This is a genomic window from Terracoccus luteus, from assembly GCF_003635045.1.
GTDB lineage: Bacteria > Actinomycetota > Actinomycetes > Actinomycetales > Dermatophilaceae > Terracoccus > Terracoccus luteus.
The window spans coordinates 400,114-416,633 of the sequence record NZ_RBXT01000001.1 but is presented as its reverse complement, the minus strand read 5'-3'; the positions used below and the strand labels follow the sequence as shown (position 1 = coordinate 416,633).

Here is a 16,520-nt window from a genome sequence, read left to right as displayed (position 1 = left end):
AGCCCGCACCGCGGGTGACGTCGCCGCCGGCGTACGAGGATGCCGGTGGGCCCGGGTGGGCCGACCGGCATCCTCACGTCGTGGTCGCGCGCGGCTCAGTCCTGCTGCTTGACCTTCTTCGCGGCGTCGCTCAGGCGGGCCACCTCGTCGTCGCTCAGCTGCAGGTCGCCGGCCTGGACGGAGTCCTCGATGCTCTCGGGGCGCGAGGCGCCGGGGATCGGCACGACGACGGGCGCGAGCGCGAGCTCCCAGGCGAGGGCGAGCCGCTGCGGGCTGACGCCCTTCTCCTGCGCCAGCTCGGCGAAGGCGTCGTGCTTCGTGCCGAGGTCACCGGCGCTCTTGATGCCGCCGAGCGGGCTCCACGGCAGGAAGGCGATGCCGAGCTCGGCGCACAGCTGCAGCTCGGGCAGGCTGCTGCGGAAGGCCGGCGAGAACTGGTTCTGCACCGACACGAGCCGCCCGCCGAGCACCTCGTTGGCCTCGCGGATCTGGTCGGGGTTGGCGTTGCTGATGCCGGCCATGCGGATGACGCCCTCGTCGAGCAGCTCGGCGAGCGCCCCGACCGACTCGGCGTAGGGGACCTCGGGGTCGGGGCGGTGGAACTGGTAGAGGCCGATGGCCTCGCCGCCGAGGCGCTTCAGCGAGGCCGCGGCCGCCTCCTTGAGGTACTCGGGGCGCCCGTTGAGCGTCCACGAGCCGTCGCCGGGGCGCAGGTGGCCGCCCTTGGTCGCGACGAGGACGCCGTCGCGGTCACCCGACCACGAGTCGAGGGCCGAGGCGATGAGCGACTCGTTGTGGCCGACCTCGCCGGCGTCGCGGTGGTAGGCGTCGGCGGTGTCGATGAGGGTCACGCCGGCGTCGAGCGCGGCGTGGATGGTGCGGACCGAGCGCTCCTGGTCGGGTCGCCCCTCGATCGACATGGGCATGCCGCCCAGGCCGATGGCGCTGACGGTCTGGCTTCCGATGGTGCGGTGCTGCACGGTGTCTCCTACTCGTCGGATGGACGGTCGGGCCGCGGCGGCCGTGGGCGTCAGACGGTGTACGTCGCGCCCGGCTCGGCCAGCTCGACCACTCCGGGCCATACCCCGGCCGCCTGCGACCGGCACACCTCCGGGTCGTTCCACGCCGGCAGGTGGGTGAGCACGAGCCGGCCCACTCCCCCGGCCGCCACCGCCGCCCGGGCCGCCCGACTGCCCGAGAGGTGGATGCCGGTCGCCTCGTCGCGCCCGTCGACGAAGGCCGAGTCGGCGAGGACGAGGTCGGCGCCGGTCATGAGGTCGGTCAGGGCCGGGCAGGAGTCGGTGTCGCCGGTGTAGGCGAGCGTGCGGCCGCCGGCCTCGACGCGGAACCCGTAGGCCTCGACGGGGTGCTCGACCCGTACCGGCGTGATGGTGAACGGCCCCACGACGACCGGGACGCGGTCGGTCAGAGTCGGGAAGGCGAGCACCCGCTGCAGGGCCTCGGGGGTGGCGTCGCCGTAGGCGCGGGCCAGCTGCTCGCCGGCCCCGGCGGGGCCGTGCACCGGTAGCCGGTCGGCGCGGCGGGGCCCCGGTGAGCTCGGGTGGTAGGTGAGCAGCACGTAGAGGCCGCAGACGTCGACGCAGTGGTCGACGTGCAGGTGGCTGAGCAGCACGGCGTCGACGTCGGCCGGGTCGAGGTGGCGCTGCAGCGCGCCGAGGGCGCCGTTGCCGAGGTCGAGTACGACCGCCCAGGTGCGCCCCTCGTGCTCGGCCCGCACGAGGTAGCTCGACGCGGGCGAGTCGGGCCCGGCGAACGAGCCCGAGCAGCCGACGACGGTGACCTCCACGGGGCCGAGCCTAGGAGACGCCGCCGACGCCGGGTCGCGTCCCGTCTGGGTCGTCGGAGTCGTCATCGGAGTCGTCATCGGTGTCGTCGTCGGCGTCCTCGTCGCCCTCGCCGGGCGCCTCGCCCATGAGCGACTGCGTCAGCGACTCCTGCAGCCAGGTGAGGAAGTCGTACCAGGCCATCGCGTAGCCGAGGGGGTCGTCGTCGCCGATCGTCGCCATCGCCGCGTGCAGCCGCTCGGCGTCCTCCTCGGTGCGCATGCCCATCCGCTCGCCGAGCAGCAGGCGCACGTCGGTCAGGGCCATGAGGAAGGCGGGTGCGGTGCCGGTGTCGAGGCTGACGCGGTCGTCGCGCGCCTCGGCGAGCGCCCGCATGGCGACGTCGAGGTTGCCGCTCTTGCGCTGGCGCAGGCCCTCCTCGGTGAGGCGCCGGAACTCGGCCGCCACCTGGTCGTCGCCCCGGTGGGCCGTCGGCAGGAGGCGGTCGAGGGCGGGGTCGCGCGGGGCCGGCCCACCGGCATCCGACTCGGGCGAGTCGTCGTCAGGCGACTGGTCGCCCGGCGCGAGCGAGACACCCATGGAGGCGGCGAGGTCGGCGAAGACGTCACCGGTCGGCTCGACCTCGGGGGCGAGGATGTCGCGGGTCTGCTCCATGAGGCCGCCGACGACGGCCCGCTCGGTGGCGTCGAGGACGGCGACGTGGCGGTCGCCGCGGGGGCGGAAGGCACGGGCCATCAGGAGTCCTTCTCGAAGGTCGCCCAGAGGCCGTACCCCTGCAGGGCCTCGGCGTCGCGCTCCATCTTCTCGCGGGGGCCGTTCGACACGACGGCCCGCCCCTCGAGGTGCACGTCCATCATGAGCTTCTCGGCCTTGGTGCGGGTGTAGCCGAAGTACGTCTCGAACACCCACGTCACGTAGGTCATGAGGTTGACGGGGTCGTTCCAGACGATCGTCACCCAGGGCAGGTCGGGGCTGGTGACCTCGTCGGTCGAGGTGACCTCCTCGAGGGTCTCCTCCGTGGCGGGGGCGATCGTGAGCAGCGGTGACGGCACGCGACCACCCTAGGACCGCCGCCGTAGGGTGATGACCGTGAGCACCGCCCTTCTGACCGACCACTACGAGCTGACGATGCTGCAGGCGGCGCTGCGGTCGGGAGAGGCCCGACGGCGTTGCGTCTTCGAGGCCTTCGCCCGGCGGCTTCCGGACGGGCGGCGCTACGGCGTGCTCGGCGGCACCGGGCGCTTCCTCGAGGCGCTCGAGACCTTCCGGTTCGGCGACGACGAGCTGCGCTTCCTGCGCGACACGAGGGTGGTCGACGCCGAGACGGTGGCTTGGCTCGAGGGCTACCGCTTCAGCGGCCAGGTCAGCGGCTACGCCGAGGGCGAGTGCTACTTCCCCGGCTCCCCCGTGCTCGTCGTCGAGTCGAGCTTCGCCGAGGGTGTCGTGCTCGAGACCCTCGCCCTGTCGATCCTCAACCACGACACGGCGATCGCGTCGGCGGCCTCGCGCATGACGTCGGCGGCCGGCGACCGGCCCTGCATCGAGATGGGCAGCCGGCGCACCCACGAGGAGGCGGCGGTCGCCGCCGCCCGGGCCGCATACGTCGCCGGCTTCGAGGCGACGAGCAACCTCGAGGCCGGGCGCCGGCACGGGGTCCCCACGACCGGCACGGCCGCGCACGCCTTCACCCTGCTCTACGACAGCGAGCGCGAGGCGTTCACCGCCCAGGTCGAGTCGCTCGGTCGCGGCACGACGCTGCTCGTCGACACCTACGACGTGCGCACCGCCGTCGACCTCGCCCTCGAGATCGCCGGGCCCGAGCTCGGCGCCGTACGGCTCGACTCCGGCGACCTGCTCATCCAGGCGACGGAGGTGCGCCACCAGCTCGACGCCGCCGGCAACCACGACACGAAGATCATCGTCACCTCCGACCTCGACGAGTACGCCATCGCCGGGCTCGCCGCCGGGCCGGTCAGCGGGTACGGCGTCGGCACGGCGCTCGTCACCGGCTCGGGGGCCCCGACGGCATCCATGGTCTACAAGCTCGTTCAGCGCGAGGACGCGTCCGGCCGGCTGGCCCCGGTGGCGAAGAAGAGCAAGGACAAGACGTCGGTCGGCGGGCGCAAGTGGGCGCTGCGCCGCCGCAGCCCCGAGGGTGTGGCGCAGGCCGAGGTCATCGGCATCGGCGAGCACCCGGTCGACGACGGCGACGACCGGCCCCTCATGGTCGAGCTCGTGCGCGACGGTGACGTCGTCGACCACCAGGACATCCACGAGGCACGGGCCCGGCACGCCGCCTCGCGCGACGAGCTGCCGCGGGCCGCGCGGCAGCTGAGCCGCGGCGAGCCCGTCATCCCCACCGTCTACGAGCAGGAGCACGCGTGACCACCGAGACCAGCGAGATCCCCTCGTACAAGAGGGCGCTCGTCATCGTCGACGTCCAGAACGACTTCTGCGAGGGCGGCTCGCTCGCCGTCGCGGGCGGCGCCGCCGTGGCCGCCGACGTCAGCCGCCACGTCACCGAGCACACCGACCTCTACGACCACGTCGTCGCGACCGCCGACTGGCACGTCGACCCGGGCGACCACTTCAGCGACACCCCCGACTACGTCGACTCGTGGCCGGTGCACTGCGTCGCCGGCAGCGAGGGCGCCGGCTTCCACCCGGCGCTGGGCCCGGCGCTCGAGCGGGTCGAGGCCGTGTTCCGCAAGGGCGAGCACGCCGCCGCCTACAGCGGGTTCGAGGGTCGGGATGCCGGCCGACCGGGTGACGACGCCGGTGACGACGAGGCCGGCGAGGCCGGCGCGTCGCTGGCCGACTGGCTGCGCGACCACCAGGTGGCCCGGGTCGACATCGCCGGCATCGCGACCGACCACTGCGTGCGGGCCACCGCGCTCGACGCCGAGCGAGAGGGGTTCGAGCCGACGGTGCTACTCGACCTCACCGCAGGCGTGGCCAGGGCCACGACCGACGCGGCGCTGGCCCAGCTGGCCGGCTCCGGGGTGCGCGCCGTCGGCACCCCCGTCGTCCCCGACTGACCCCGTCGAGAGGGCGCTTCGACCCCGTCGAGTGGTCACGGGTGACCACTCGACGGGTGCTACGCGCCCTCTCGACGGGGTGGTGCCGAGTCGGTCAGGACCAGCCGCGGGTGACGACCAGCGTCCGCTCGACGGGCTCGGCCGCACACTCCAGCGCGCCACAGGCGAAGATGATCGACGCCGTCGTCGCCTTGCCGGCGTCGAAGTAGCCGTTGTCGCTCGTGGCCAGGGCGTTCCACTTCCGCGTCTTGCCGTCGCAGACGATCGGGTTGACGAAGAAGAAGCCGTTGATCTTCAGGCGTCCGGCACGCTGCTGGACCAGGCCCTCGATGTCGCTCTGGTAGCCGTCGGCGTTGGTGCACGAGTACGTGCCCTTGAGCCGCAGGCTGCCGTCACGCGTGGCGACGGCGTTGCGGTTGACGGTGAGCGCGGCGGTCGGGGCCGGCGGCGCCTCGGAGAAGGTGGCCTTGAGGGTGCCACCTGTGACCGAGGGCGTGTCCGAGAAGGCCATGACCCAGTACGTCGTCCCCGGCTCGCCCCGCGTGGCCGAGAGGCCAGGGCCGCAGGCGACGAGCTGACCGCCGTCGGACGGGTCGCCCGCGACGATCATGATGCCCGCGCTGTAGTCGGACGCGGTGGTGTCGACGAGCAGTCCGGCGCCCGTCTTGTCGACGACCCTGAACCACACGCTGCCGTTGGTGGCCGGCGCGCCGCACTGGGCGTTGAGCTCGGCGTCGAGGGCGTCGGTCGTCGCGGTCGTCGTGTTCTGCGTGACGGTCTTCGGCAGGGCGGCGAGGGCGCGCGCGCCGCCCGCGGTGTCGTTGGCCGGTGCGGCGGCGGCGACCGCCGCCGTGGCCGGGACGAGGAGGGCGGCCGTGGCCACCGCGACGAGCAGTCGTCTGACTCCCATGAGGGTTCCCCTAACTGTCTGGACGCTCACCATTGAGCGCCTGTGACCGATATAGGGGACAGCGGACCCCCGTGTCCCGAAAACGGGGAAACTGCCCACCCCTCGGGAGCGGGTCAGCGCAGCACGGGGCCCAGCTCGGCGGCGGCGCCGACGAGCAGCACGTCGACCCCGGGGTCGAGCGGCTGCAGCGAGACGACCCCGACCGAGCCGAGCACCTCGCCGCGCTCGACGTCGGGGCCCACGACCGGCACGGCGACGCCGTGGGCACCGGTCTGCAGCTCGCCGTCACTGCGCACCGGGCCCAGGCGACCACGACGACCGGCGAGGATGGCCCGTCCGGCGGCGCCCTGGTCGAGCGGATGCCGGGTGCCCGAGCGGTAGGCGACGTGCAGGTCGGTCCAGGTCGGCTCGACGACGACGAGGGCGACGGCCCGCTCGCCCTCGACGACGGTGAGGTGGGCGGTCGCACCCGTCGCCTCGGCGAGGCGTCGCAGCACCGGCAGGGCGCCGGCGCGCACCACCGGAGCGGCGGCGGCCCCCAGCCGGACCAGACCGGCTCCCAGCCGGATTCGCGCGCCGTCGCGCGACACGAGCCGGTGCTCCTCGAGGGTCGCGACGAGGCGGTAGACAGCCGGCCGTCCCACCCCGACAGCGGCGGCCAGCTCGGTGACGCTCAGGCCGGCACCGGCATCCGGTCCGGCGAGCACCTCGAGCACCCGCAGGCCCCGGTCGAGGGTGCGCGACGACGCGCCTCCCTCTGGCCCGACCTCGGACCCCGCGTCAGGCCCCGCCGTCATCCGCGCCCCCGGCGCCCCCAGCGGCCCCTGAGGCGCCGACGTCCTTGCCGGCGGTGCGGGCCCACGACATGGCGTAGGCGCCGTCGTCGACGGCCGTGCCGCCCTCCCCCAGCTCGAGCGGGCGGAAGGTGTCGACCATGACGGCGAGCTCGTCGAAGAACTCGGCCCCGATCGAGCCCTCGGTCGCGCCGGGCTGCGGACCGTGCGGGTGGCCGCCCGGGTGCACCGAGACCGACCCCTTGCCGATGCCCGAGCCCTTGCGGGCCTCGTAGTCGCCGTCGACGTAGAACATGATCTCGTCGCTGTCGACGTTGGAGTGGTAGTAGGGCACCGGGATCGAGAGCGGGTGGTAGTCGACCTTGCGCGGCACGAAGTTGCAGACGACGAAGTTCCAGCCCTCGAAGACCTGGTGCACGGGCGGCGGCTGGTGCACGCGGCCGGTGATCGGCTCGAAGTCGCGCACGTTGAGCACGTAGGGGTAGAGGCAGCCGTCCCAGCCGACGACGTCGAGCGGGTGGAAGGGCAGCGTGTGCACGGTGCCGGCCAGCCCGCCCGGCCCGCTGCCGCGGTGCTTGATGAGCACGTCGGTGCGCTCGTCGGGGTCGGCGCCGACGTCCTCGGCGAGCAGCGGCCCCTGCGGCACCCGCAGGTCGCGCTCGCAGTAGGGCGCGTGCTCGAGCAGCTGGCCGTACGTGCTGAGGTACCGCTTGGGCGGCGCGATGTGGCTGTTGGCCTCGATGCAGTAGGCCCGCAGCGGCTGCTCGGCGTCGACGACGGGCAGCCACCGGTGGGTCGTGGCCCGTGGGATGACGACGTAGTCGCCCTCGGCGACGTCGAAGGCCCCGAACACGGTCTCCACCCGGGCCGCGCCGCGCTCGACGTACACGCACTCGTCGCCGATCCCGTTGCGGTACCAGGGGCTCGGGCGCGCGGCGACGATGTACGACAGGCGCACGTCGCCGTTGCCGAGCACGAGGCGGCGCCCGGTGACGACGTCGGCGCGCTCCACGGCATCCGCGTCGAAGAGGTCGTGCAGCTTGAGGTGGCGCGGGGTGAGGGGGTGGTTGGGGGTCGTCGACTGGTCGGGCAGCTCCCACACCGCCGACGCGACGGTCGTCGAGGGGATGTTGCGGTGGTACAGCAGCGAGCTGTCCGAGCTGAAGCCCTCCTCGCCCATGAGCTCCTCGTAGTAGAGCTCGCCGGGCGCGCCGTCGGCACCGGGTCGGCGGTGCTGCGTGTGCCGCTTGGGCGGGATGCTGCCCATCGCCTGGTAGTGCGCCATGCGTGCCTGCCTCGACGTCGTCGTCCGCTCGCGCGGGGGTGTGGCCCGGATGCCGGGTGGCGTCCGCCCAGCGGACACCGGTGTATCGCTGTGGTGTCGCCTCCCCCGAGGGTCGGCTAGCCTGCCCGTCATGTCAAGGACGCCGTTGTGGAGCCGCCTCGTCGACGACGCCGCCGTGTTCCCACCCGGTCTCGCGCCGCTGCCCCGCGCCGTCGCCGACCACCTCGACCGGCGCCCCACCGCCCACGGACCCTTCGTCGGGCCGCTGCTCGTGCCCGCCACGGCCGCGGCGGAGGTGGCGGCGCTCGCCGCCGCGGACCCGCGCACGGCGACGGAGCCGCTCGAGGTGGCGCTCGTCCTGCGGCTCGCGACCGCCGACCCGCTCGCCCCCCTGCGGGCGGCCGTCGACGTGCTGCGTGACGACGAGCGCGTCGTCGTGACAGGTGTCGAGCTCGGTGCGGACCCGGGCTGGCAGGCGGCCCTCGACCTGGAGGTGCCCGTCGCCCTCGAGGTCGGCCGCGGCGAGGCCCGACGGGCCGCGCTCGACGAGGTCGCGGCCGCCGTCGACGACGAGGCCGACGTGACGGTGAAGTTCCGCACCGGGGCGACCCCGACGTGGCCCTGGCCCGACGAGGCCACGGTGGGGCGGGTGCTCGACGACGTCGTGCTGCGGGGGCTGTCCATCAAGCTGACCGGCGGGCTGCACCACGTCGTGCGCGCCGACCACGACGGCGAGCCGCAGCACGGACTGCTCAACGTCGTCGTCGCCGTGCACGAGGCGCTGGGGGGCGCCGAGGCCGACGAGCTGGCCGGCATCCTGCGCGAGCGCAGCACCGAGCTGCTCGCCGGCGCCGCCGCCCGCATCGACGACCCCGCCGCCGAGCGGCTGCGCGAGACGTTCGTCTCGTACGGCTGCTGCGGCGTCACCGACCCCCTGGGCGAGCTCGAGGCCCTGGGGCTGCTGCCGACCGGAGGAGCCCAACCGTGACCGACCCCCTGAGCACGCCTCGACCCGCCACCTGCTGGGTGCTCGGCGCCGACGGGCACCCCTTCGGGGTGCAGACGCTCGCCATGGGCGTCTTCTCGCCTCCCGGTGGCGAGCCGCGCGTCGGGGTCCGCGTCGGCGACCACGTGCTCGACGCCGGCGCCGCCGCCGACCTCGGGCGCCAGGCTGGGCTCGTGGGCGACGGGCCCGACCTCGCGGCGGCCTGGCTGACGCCGAGCCTCAACGCCTTCCTCGCCCTCGGCCGACCGGCGTGGAGCATCGCGCGGCGGTGGCTGACCGAGGTGCTGACGGACGAGGTGCACCGCGAGCTCGCCGAGCCGCACCTGCACCGCCTCGAGGACGTGACGCTGCACCTGCCCGTGGAGGTGGCCGACTACGTCGACTTCTACGCCGCCGAGCACCACGCGACCAACGTCGGGCGCATCTTCCGACCCGACTCCCCCGCCCTCCCGGCGGCGTGGCGGCACCTGCCGATCGGGTACCACGGGCGGGCCGGCACGGTCGTCGTCTCGGGCACCGACGTCGTGCGCCCCACCGGCCAGCGCAAGGGCCCGGCCGACCCGGCGCCGGTGTTCGGCCCCAGCGTGCGCCTCGACATCGAGGCCGAGCTCGGGTTCGTCGTCGGTGGCGCGACCGGCCTGGGCGAGCGCGTCGGGGTCGACCGGGCGGGCGAGCACCTCTTCGGCGTCGTGCTGCTCAACGACTGGAGCGCCCGCGACATCCAGGCGTGGGAGTACGTGCCCCTCGGGCCCTTCCTCGGCAAGTCGTTCGCGACGTCGGTGTCGGCGTGGGTGACCCCGCTCGACGCCCTCGTCGGCGCCCGCGTCCCGCTGCCGGCCCAGGACCCCGAGCCGCTGCCCTACCTGCGCGGCGAGGTGTCGGGGCTCGACCTTCACCTCGAGGTCTCGCTCGGCGACACCGTCGTCTCGCGGCCCGAGAGCCGCGAGCTGTACTGGTCGCCCGAGCAGATGCTGGCCCACCTCACGGTGAACGGCGCCTCGGTGCGACCCGGCGACCTCTTCGGCTCCGGCACCATCAGCGGGCCGGGGCGCGACACCGTCGGGAGCCTGCTCGAGCTGACCTGGAACGGCACCGAGCCGGTCACGCTCGCCGACGGCACGACGCGGGGCTTCCTCGAGGACGGCGACGTCGTGACGATGACCGCCTGGGCGGCCGGTCCCGGTGGCCACGGACGGGTCGGGCTCGGCGAGGTCACCGGACGCATCAGGCCCGCCCTCCCGTCGATGTACTGACGGGGTGGGCGGGCCCGGGTCTGCGTCAGCGGGCTCGGCGTGGCGTCACGACCGGTTGCGCGGCTGCTTGCCGACGACGACCTGCGTCCGGCCGATCTTGTCGTGCAGCGCCTGGCGCTTGTCGTCCCACAGCGGCCACAGGCCGTCGAGGACCGACAGCGGCCCCCACAGCACCCCGATGCCGGGGACGAGCCCGAGGAGGCTGAGGACCCGGCGCCGCACGGCGGTCGCGAGGTCGAGCGGGCCCGGCCGGTCGGCCCGGCGGACGCTGATGCCGACCGCCATCTTGCCGGGCGTCTGCGCGGTCGTCGTCCAGAACGCGATGCAGTAGACGAAGACGAGGACGAACTGGGCGATGCCGGTCTTCAGCGAGGCCGCGTTGACGACGTCGGTCATCTGGCGGGTCGCCTCTTCGAGCTGCGCCTGGTCACCCGTCGAGGCGACGTCGACCATGCGGCTGAGCTCGGTGAACACCTCCGGCGCGAGTAGGCGCCAGAGGAAGAAGGTGAGGATGACGAGGATGACCCCGTCGATGACCCAGGCCCCGAGGCGCCGGCCCCACGACGCGAGCGGCACCCCGTCGGCGGTCGTCTTGATCGAGCTCATCCAGTTGGCCGCACCCCCGGGGGCACCCGGGTAGCCGGGCGCGCCGGGGTAGCCCTGCTGACCCTGCTGGCCCTGCCCACCCCAGCCCTGCTGCTGACCCTGCCCACCCCAGCCCGGGTACTGCGGCGCCGACGGCTGACCCGACGGCTGCTGCGGACCGCCGTGACCGGCATCCCACCCGCTGCCCTGCGGCATCGGCGGGCGCCCGGCGTCCTGGCCACCCTGACCGACCTGCCCACCCTGCCCGCTCTGCACCCGGCCACCCTGCGACGGACCGTCCTGCTGCGGCAGCGAGGCCGTCGGGGTCCGTGACAGGGTCGGCGACTTCTTCGGCGCCGTGTGGTTGCTCCAGGTCACCCCGTCCCAGTAGCGGATCAGGTCGGGGTTGCTCGGGTCGTCGTACCACCCGGAGGGCTGCTGGCTCATGGCTCAACTGTGCCATGAGCCGGCAGCGTCACCTCAGAGGTTGCCGCGCTTGTCCTGCTCGCGCTCGATGGCCTCGAAGAGCGCCTTGAAGTTGCCCTTGCCGAAGCCGAGCGAGCCGTGGCGCTCGATGAGCTCGAAGAAGACCGTCGGCCGGTCGCCGAGCGGCTTGGTGAAGATCTGCAGGAGGTAGCCGTCCTCGTCGCGGTCGACGAGGATGCTGCGCTTCTGCAGCTCGTCGATCGGCACGCGCACCTCGCCGATGCGCTCGCGCAGCTCGGCGTCCTCGTAGTAGCTGTCGGGGGTGTCGAGGAACTCGACGCCGTTGGCGCGCAGCGCGTCGACGGAGGCGAGGATGTCGTTCGTCGCGACGGCGAGGTGCTGGGCCCCCGCGCCGCGGTAGAACTCGAGGTACTCGTCGATCTGGCTCTTCTTCTTCGCGACGGCCGGCTCGTTGAGGGGGAACTTGACCCGGTGGTTGCCGTTGGCGACGACCTTGCTCATGAGGGCGGAGTAGTCGGTGGCGATGTCGTCGCCGATGAACTCGGCCATGTTCACGAAGCCCATGACACGGTTGTAGAAGCCGACCCACTCGTCCATGTGGCCGAGCTCGACGTTGCCGACGATGTGGTCGAGGGCCTGGAAGAGCCGCTTCGGCTGGCCCTCCCGCGGGACGTGCGTCGAGGTCGTCGGCGCGTAGCCGGGCAGGTAGGGCCCGGCGTAGGTCTGGCCGTCGACGGTGCGCTGCACGAGGGTGTGGCGGGTCTCGCCGTACGTCGCGATGGCCGCGACGCGCACGGTGCCGTGCTCGTCGGTGTGGTTCGCGGGCTCCTCGAGCACGGTCGCGCCGGCACGGCGGGCCTGGGCGACGCACCGGTCGACGTCGGGCACCTCGAGGGCGATGTCGACGACGCCGTCGCCGTGGCGGCGGTGGTGGTCGGCCAGCGGGCTGTCGGGGTCGACCGCGCCCTTGACGACGAAGCGGATCGACCCGCTGCGCAGCACGAACGCCTTGTGGTCGCGGTTGCCGTTCTCGGGCCCGGAGTAGGCGACGAGCTGCATGCCCCACGCGGACTGGTAGTAGTGCGCGCTCTGGGTGGCGTTGCCCGACACGAAGACGATGGCGTCCCACCCGGTGACCGGGAAGACGTCGGCCTCCTCGTCGTACTCGACGAGGCCCACGAGCTGCTTCAGCTGCTCGAGGTCGAGCTGGGCCTCGCGCTCCTGGTCGGTGAGGTCGGCGGTCCGGGACGGCATCGTGTCGGTCATGGCCCGAGAGTGGGGCCCACGCCTGCCACTGGTCAACAGTCGCGCGAGTGGCTGGTCACGATGATCAATCTGTTGACCGGATGCCGGGTCGCAGCCGACAATCTGTCCATGCCGTCGCCGTCCGCTGAGTCCCCCACCGACGCTCTCGACTGCCGACTCGTGCTGCTGCTTCAACAGGAGCCGGGGGTGGGCGTGCTCGGTGCCTCGCGGCGCCTCGGCGTGGCCCGCGGCACGGTGCAGGCCCGGCTCGACCGGCTGCAGCGCCGCGGCGTGCTGCGCTCGATGGGTCCGCAGGTCGACCCCGCCGCCCTCGGCTTCCCCGTCACCGCCTTCTGCACCCTCGAGATCCGGCAGGGTCAGGGCAGCGAGCCCGTCGTCGAGCACCTGCGGGCCATCCCCGAGGTGCTCGAGGCGCACACGATCACCGGCGCCGGCGACCTGCTCATCCGCATCGTCGGGCGCGACAACGCCGACCTCCAGCGGGTGATCGACCGGGTCGTCGACGACAGCCACGTCAGCCGGGCCTCGACGACGATCTCGCTCGTCAGCCGCATCGAGGCCCGCACCGGGCCGCTCGTGCAGTCGCTGCTGCCGGCCGGCGAGGGCTGACGGGGGCTGACGGGGCGGACGGGGCGGGCGGGGGTACGGCACGCGCGGACGCCCGCGACCGGGCCACCCGGCATCCGCGAGAATCAGCCCGCACCGCCGCACCGCCAACGCCACCGCCACCGTCGACCCGAGGAGCCCGCGAACACCGTGACCGCCGACCCTGTGACCCCGAGCCCGACGGACGGCAGCCGCCGGACCGGCCCCTACGAGCCCGCCCGGCCCGTGCAGCTGACCCACCCGGAGTGGTCGCGCGACGCGACGATCTACCAGGTCAACCAGCGCCAGTTCACGCCCGAGGGCACCTTCCGGGCCGCCGAGGCGCACCTGCCGCGGCTGCGTGAGCTCGGCGTCGACATCGTGTGGCTCATGCCGGTCAACCCCATCGGCGAGCTCAACCGCAAGGGGCGGCTCGGCAGCCCGTACGCCGTCAAGGACTACCTCGCCGTCAACCCCGAGTTCGGCGACCTGGGCGACCTGCGCCACTTCGTCGACACCGCGCACGGGCTGGGGCTGCACGTCATCCTCGACTGGGTGGCCAACCACACCGCCTGGGACAACGTCCTCGTCGAGCAGCACCCCGACTGGTACGCCCGCGACTGGAAGGGCGACTTCTGCCCCACGCCGTGGTGGGACTGGGACGACGTCATCGACCTCGACTACGACCAGCCGGGGCTGCGCGAGTACATGACGGCGGCCATGACGTACTGGGTGCGCGAGGCCGACGTCGACGGGTTCCGTTGCGACGTGGCCGGATACGTGCCGGTCGACTTCTGGGAGAACGCGCGCCGCGAGCTCGACGAGATCAAGCCGGTGTTCATGCTCGCCGAGTGGGAGACGCGCGACCTGCACACCCGCGCGTTCGACATGACGTACGCGTGGAGCTGGAACGAGACGATGCACAAGATCGCCCACGGCGAGGCCGACGTCGAGGCGCTCAAGGTCTACTACGCGTGGAACGACCGCGCCTGGCAGCGCGACGCCATCCGCATGACCTTCGTCAGCAACCACGACAAGAACGCGTGGGAGGGCACCGAGTACGAGCAGTTCGGCGACGCCCTCGAGGCCGCGATCGTGCTGTCCGTCGTCGGCGAGGGCATGCCACTCGTCTACAACGGGCAGGAGGCCGGCAGCGACCGTCGCCTCGTCTTCTTCGACAAGGACGAGATCGAGTGGCGCGACGACCCGCAGGGTGAGCTCTACCGCACGCTGTTCGCCCTGAAGAAGGCGCACCCGGCGCTGTGGAACGGCGCGTGGGGCGGTCGCATGGTGCGCGTGCCGAACGACGCCGAGTCGAAGGTGCTCAGCTTCGTGCGCCGCGTCGACGACGACCGCGTGTTCGGGGCGTTCAACTTCACCGACGCCGAGATCACCGTCGTGCTCGGCGACGGCCCGCAGGCCGGCGCGTGGGTCGACGCCTTCGACGGCGAGGCGGTGCAGCTGCAGCAGGGCCAGTCGTTCACCCTCCCCGCGTGGGGCCACCGGGTGCTCGTCGGCGCCTGACGCGACGAGAGTCCCCACCCGGGTGCTCGGGTGGGGCCTCTCGTCGTCGGAGGGGCGTCCGGGTCAGTCGGTGACGGTGATGTCGGCCCCGTCGCTCACGAGCTTCCAGTCGAGGCTCGAGAAGGATGCCGGGTCGATCGTCCCGTTGGCCGTGACCCAGTCGATGAGCAGCTGGCGGATCTCGATCTGCCGGTTGTAGACGACGGGTGCGGTCTTGACGTGCGGGAAGTTGCCGCCGCCGGACTGCCGGTAGTTGTTGATGGCGATGACGAACTGCGCTGCGGGGTCGATCGGCTCGCCGGCGTAGGCGAGGTCGGTGATCCGCGACCCGGGCGCCTTGGCGACGTCGATCGCGTACGTGAGGTCGGCGTCGAGCCCGGCCATGATGTCGTAGTTGTAGTCGGGGGTGCCGCCGGGCGCGGTCGGGGTGACGGCGTTGGTCAGCTGGTCGGGCGTGAACGGCCCGGTGCCGCTGACCTGCTTGAAGTAGGTCGCCGACTGCTCGAGGTAGTCCTTGACCTGCGCGCCGGTGAGCGTGATGCCGAGGAGGGTGTTGTCGTAGATGTAGAGCCCGGCGACGTCGCGGACGGTCACCTCGCCGGCGGGGATGGCGGCCGCCTTGTTGAACGGCGCGGCGATCGAGAGCACGGGCAGGTCGGCCTGCGGCGTCCCTGCAAGGGCCGCCTTGACGGCATCCGCCTGCACGTAGTTGATGAAGTCGATGGCGGCGGTGTCCTCGTAGCGCGAGGTGGCGGCCGACATGGCCGCGGTGCTCGTGCCGACGACGGAGTTGACGTAGGTGAGCACCTTGGCGTGCGAGCGGGCGACGGCCTTGGCGACGGCGGGGTCCTCGTCGACCTCGTTGGCGTTGTAGAGCATCGCGCTCGAGCCGGTGACCTTCCACGCGCCGCGACGCAGCTCGAGGTCGATCGACATCTCGGTGACGCGCATGCCCCAGTAGAGCGGCTCCGACAGCAGCACCTGGCGGCCGGTCTTCGTGTTCGTGACGAAGCGCTGCGGGATCTCCTTGTGGGCGTGGCCGACGAGGATGGCGTCGATGCCCTGCACCTGCTCGGCGAGCAGCGTGCTGGCGTTCTCGGGCCACGGCAGCGCGTCGCCGTAGGAGGAGGACGTGTCGGCGCCGGAGTGGCACGAGACGATGACGACGTCGGCACCGGCCTGGCGCAGCTTGGGCACGAACTTGCGCGCCTGCTCGACGATGCCGGGGAAGCGGACCTTGCCCTCGACGTTGGCCTTGTCCCAGATCGCGACTCCGGGGGTGACGAGGCCGAGGATGCCGACGCGGATCGGCTTGCGGCCCGTGATCTGAACCGTCTTGATGACCCACGGCTCGAAGACGGGGGCCCGGGTGTGCCAGTCGACGGAGTTGGCCGACAGGAGCGGGAAGTTCAGCTGCTTCTCGAACGCGCGGAGGGTGTCGAGGCCGTAGTTGTACTCGTGGTTGCCGAGCGCGGCGGCGTCGTAGCCGACCTTGTTCATCGCGGCGGCCATCGGGTGGGTGGCGCCCTGCGTGATGGGGTCGATCTTGGCGAAGTAGTACGCGAGCGGGGTGCCCTGGATCGTGTCGCCGGCGTCGAGGGTCACGCACGTGCCGGCCCCGACGACGCTGCGGACGGTCTTGATGATCGTCGCGGCCTTCGCGATGCCGATGTTGTTGCCGGCGCTGTCGCTGTAGGGGGCGTTCTTGAAGTAGTCCCAGTTGTAGACGTTGCCGTGCAGGTCGGTCGTACCGAGCACGGTGATGCGCGCGACGTCGGTGCGGGCGCTGCGGTTGGGGTCGGTGCGGCGGTCGGCGGCGGTCGCCGTGGCGCCCCCGGCGACGGCGACCGCACCGGCGCCGCCGACGGCGGCGAGGGCGAGCAACTGGCGGCGGGTGGCGCCGGTCTCGGTGGCGCGGTCGGTCTTGGAGCTACGGGCGTCGGTGCTCATGTCGTCCTTCGTCGGTCGGTGCCGGGTGGGCAGGTCTGTCGTGCGCTCGGTCGGAGCGGTGCACTGCGTCGC

16 protein-coding genes are annotated in these 16,520 nt (G+C 72.9%); 6 read left to right on the top strand and 10 right to left on the bottom strand.

Going from position 1 to position 16,520, the window contains the following annotated elements:
* Positions 1-95: 95 nt before the first annotated feature.
* Genes DFJ68_RS02025 through clpS form a run of 4 tightly spaced genes read right to left on the bottom strand, consistent with a single transcriptional unit; the run spans position 96 to position 2,857 of the window.
* The gene (locus DFJ68_RS02025; protein WP_121030609.1) at positions 96-980 is read right to left on the bottom strand and encodes an aldo/keto reductase; all 885 of its coding nucleotides are present in this window, start codon (positions 978-980) and stop codon (positions 96-98) included.
* 50 nt (positions 981-1,030) lie between these two features.
* Positions 1,031-1,807, bottom strand: a complete 777-nt coding sequence (locus DFJ68_RS02020) for an MBL fold metallo-hydrolase (protein WP_121030606.1) — start codon at positions 1,805-1,807, stop codon at positions 1,031-1,033.
* Positions 1,808-1,817: 10 nt separating this feature from the next.
* Positions 1,818-2,540 carry a DUF2017 domain-containing protein gene (locus tag DFJ68_RS02015; protein ID WP_121030604.1) on the bottom strand — a complete coding sequence of 241 codons (723 nt, stop codon included), beginning with the start codon at positions 2,538-2,540 and terminating at the stop codon, positions 1,818-1,820.
* A complete protein-coding gene (clpS, locus tag DFJ68_RS02010; protein ID WP_245963396.1) occupies positions 2,540-2,857 on the bottom strand; it encodes an ATP-dependent Clp protease adapter ClpS in 318 nt (105 codons plus the stop codon). The genes DFJ68_RS02015 and clpS overlap by 1 nt, the downstream gene beginning before the upstream one ends.
* A gap of 31 nt (positions 2,858-2,888) precedes the next feature.
* Here clpS and DFJ68_RS02005 point away from each other — a divergent pair, with 31 nt between their 5' ends.
* Together DFJ68_RS02005 and DFJ68_RS02000 are read left to right on the top strand one after the other, a co-directional pair.
* Complete coding sequence (locus DFJ68_RS02005; RefSeq protein WP_121030602.1) at positions 2,889-4,190, top strand: nicotinate phosphoribosyltransferase; 1,302 nt, start codon at positions 2,889-2,891, stop codon at positions 4,188-4,190.
* A complete protein-coding gene (locus tag DFJ68_RS02000) occupies positions 4,187-4,843 on the top strand; it encodes an isochorismatase family protein (RefSeq protein WP_276330688.1) in 657 nt (218 codons plus the stop codon). The genes DFJ68_RS02005 and DFJ68_RS02000 overlap by 4 nt, the downstream gene beginning before the upstream one ends.
* A 94-nt stretch (positions 4,844-4,937) precedes the next feature.
* Here DFJ68_RS02000 and DFJ68_RS01995 read toward each other — a convergent pair whose 3' ends face one another.
* The 3 genes from DFJ68_RS01995 to DFJ68_RS01985 all read right to left on the bottom strand — a co-directional run bounded on the left by DFJ68_RS01995 (position 4,938) and on the right by DFJ68_RS01985 (position 7,832).
* Positions 4,938-5,753: a DUF6299 family protein gene (locus DFJ68_RS01995; RefSeq protein ID WP_121030600.1), complete on the bottom strand. Its 816-nt coding sequence runs from the start codon at positions 5,751-5,753 to the stop codon at positions 4,938-4,940.
* A 113-nt stretch (positions 5,754-5,866) separates the two neighbouring features.
* Positions 5,867-6,550, bottom strand: coding sequence for an IclR family transcriptional regulator (locus DFJ68_RS01990; protein WP_121030598.1), 684 nt, complete (start codon positions 6,548-6,550; stop codon positions 5,867-5,869).
* On the bottom strand, positions 6,534-7,832 hold the full coding sequence (locus tag DFJ68_RS01985) for a homogentisate 1,2-dioxygenase (protein WP_121030596.1): 1,299 nt from the start codon (positions 7,830-7,832) through the stop codon (positions 6,534-6,536). Before DFJ68_RS01985 ends, DFJ68_RS01990 begins: the two co-directional genes overlap by 17 nt.
* A 130-nt stretch (positions 7,833-7,962) precedes the next feature.
* Here DFJ68_RS01985 and DFJ68_RS01980 point away from each other — a divergent pair, with 130 nt between their 5' ends.
* The gene (locus DFJ68_RS01980) at positions 7,963-8,820 is read left to right on the top strand and encodes a hypothetical protein (protein ID WP_121030594.1); all 858 of its coding nucleotides are present in this window, start codon (positions 7,963-7,965) and stop codon (positions 8,818-8,820) included.
* A complete protein-coding gene (fahA, locus tag DFJ68_RS01975) occupies positions 8,817-10,091 on the top strand; it encodes a fumarylacetoacetase (protein ID WP_276330687.1) in 1,275 nt (424 codons plus the stop codon). The genes DFJ68_RS01980 and fahA overlap by 4 nt, the downstream gene beginning before the upstream one ends.
* Before the next feature lie 45 nt (positions 10,092-10,136).
* Here fahA and DFJ68_RS01970 read toward each other — a convergent pair whose 3' ends face one another.
* Positions 10,137-11,123 (bottom strand): RDD family protein, encoded by a 987-nt coding sequence (locus DFJ68_RS01970; RefSeq protein ID WP_121034984.1) that lies wholly within the window; start codon positions 11,121-11,123, stop codon positions 10,137-10,139.
* 33 nt (positions 11,124-11,156) lie between these two features.
* Complete coding sequence (gene hppD / locus DFJ68_RS01965) at positions 11,157-12,389, bottom strand: 4-hydroxyphenylpyruvate dioxygenase (protein WP_121030592.1); 1,233 nt, start codon at positions 12,387-12,389, stop codon at positions 11,157-11,159.
* A 108-nt stretch (positions 12,390-12,497) separates the two neighbouring features.
* Here hppD and DFJ68_RS01960 point away from each other — a divergent pair, with 108 nt between their 5' ends.
* Both DFJ68_RS01960 and DFJ68_RS01955 read left to right on the top strand, forming a co-directional pair.
* Complete coding sequence (locus DFJ68_RS01960) at positions 12,498-12,998, top strand: Lrp/AsnC family transcriptional regulator (protein ID WP_170165683.1); 501 nt, start codon at positions 12,498-12,500, stop codon at positions 12,996-12,998.
* A gap of 147 nt (positions 12,999-13,145) precedes the next feature.
* Positions 13,146-14,498: an alpha-amylase family glycosyl hydrolase gene (locus tag DFJ68_RS01955; RefSeq protein ID WP_245963395.1), complete on the top strand. Its 1,353-nt coding sequence runs from the start codon at positions 13,146-13,148 to the stop codon at positions 14,496-14,498.
* 63 nt (positions 14,499-14,561) lie between these two features.
* Here DFJ68_RS01955 and DFJ68_RS18925 read toward each other — a convergent pair whose 3' ends face one another.
* On the bottom strand, positions 14,562-16,448 hold the full coding sequence (locus tag DFJ68_RS18925; protein WP_121030588.1) for a bifunctional metallophosphatase/5'-nucleotidase: 1,887 nt from the start codon (positions 16,446-16,448) through the stop codon (positions 14,562-14,564).
* Positions 16,449-16,520 lie beyond the last annotated feature (72 nt).

Bases quoted from the DNA above. Each gene is read 5' to 3' on its own strand.
- DFJ68_RS02015 (WP_121030604.1), bottom strand. From the start codon at position 2,540: ATGGCCCGTGCCTTCCGCCCCCGCGGCGACCGCCACGTCGCCGTCCTC.
- DFJ68_RS02005 (WP_121030602.1), top strand. From the start codon at position 2,889: ATGACCGTGAGCACCGCCCTTCTGACCGACCACTACGAGCTGACGATG.
- DFJ68_RS01995 (WP_121030600.1), bottom strand. From the start codon at position 5,753: ATGGGAGTCAGACGACTGCTCGTCGCGGTGGCCACGGCCGCCCTCCTC.
- DFJ68_RS01990 (WP_121030598.1), bottom strand. From the start codon at position 6,550: ATGACGGCGGGGCCTGACGCGGGGTCCGAGGTCGGGCCAGAGGGAGGC.
- DFJ68_RS01985 (WP_121030596.1), bottom strand. From the start codon at position 7,832: ATGGCGCACTACCAGGCGATGGGCAGCATCCCGCCCAAGCGGCACACG.
- DFJ68_RS01980 (WP_121030594.1), top strand. From the start codon at position 7,963: ATGTCAAGGACGCCGTTGTGGAGCCGCCTCGTCGACGACGCCGCCGTG.
- DFJ68_RS01970 (WP_121034984.1), bottom strand. From the start codon at position 11,123: ATGAGCCAGCAGCCCTCCGGGTGGTACGACGACCCGAGCAACCCCGAC.
- hppD (WP_121030592.1), bottom strand. From the start codon at position 12,389: ATGACCGACACGATGCCGTCCCGGACCGCCGACCTCACCGACCAGGAG.
- DFJ68_RS01960 (WP_170165683.1), top strand. From the start codon at position 12,498: ATGCCGTCGCCGTCCGCTGAGTCCCCCACCGACGCTCTCGACTGCCGA.
- DFJ68_RS18925 (WP_121030588.1), bottom strand. From the start codon at position 16,448: ATGAGCACCGACGCCCGTAGCTCCAAGACCGACCGCGCCACCGAGACC.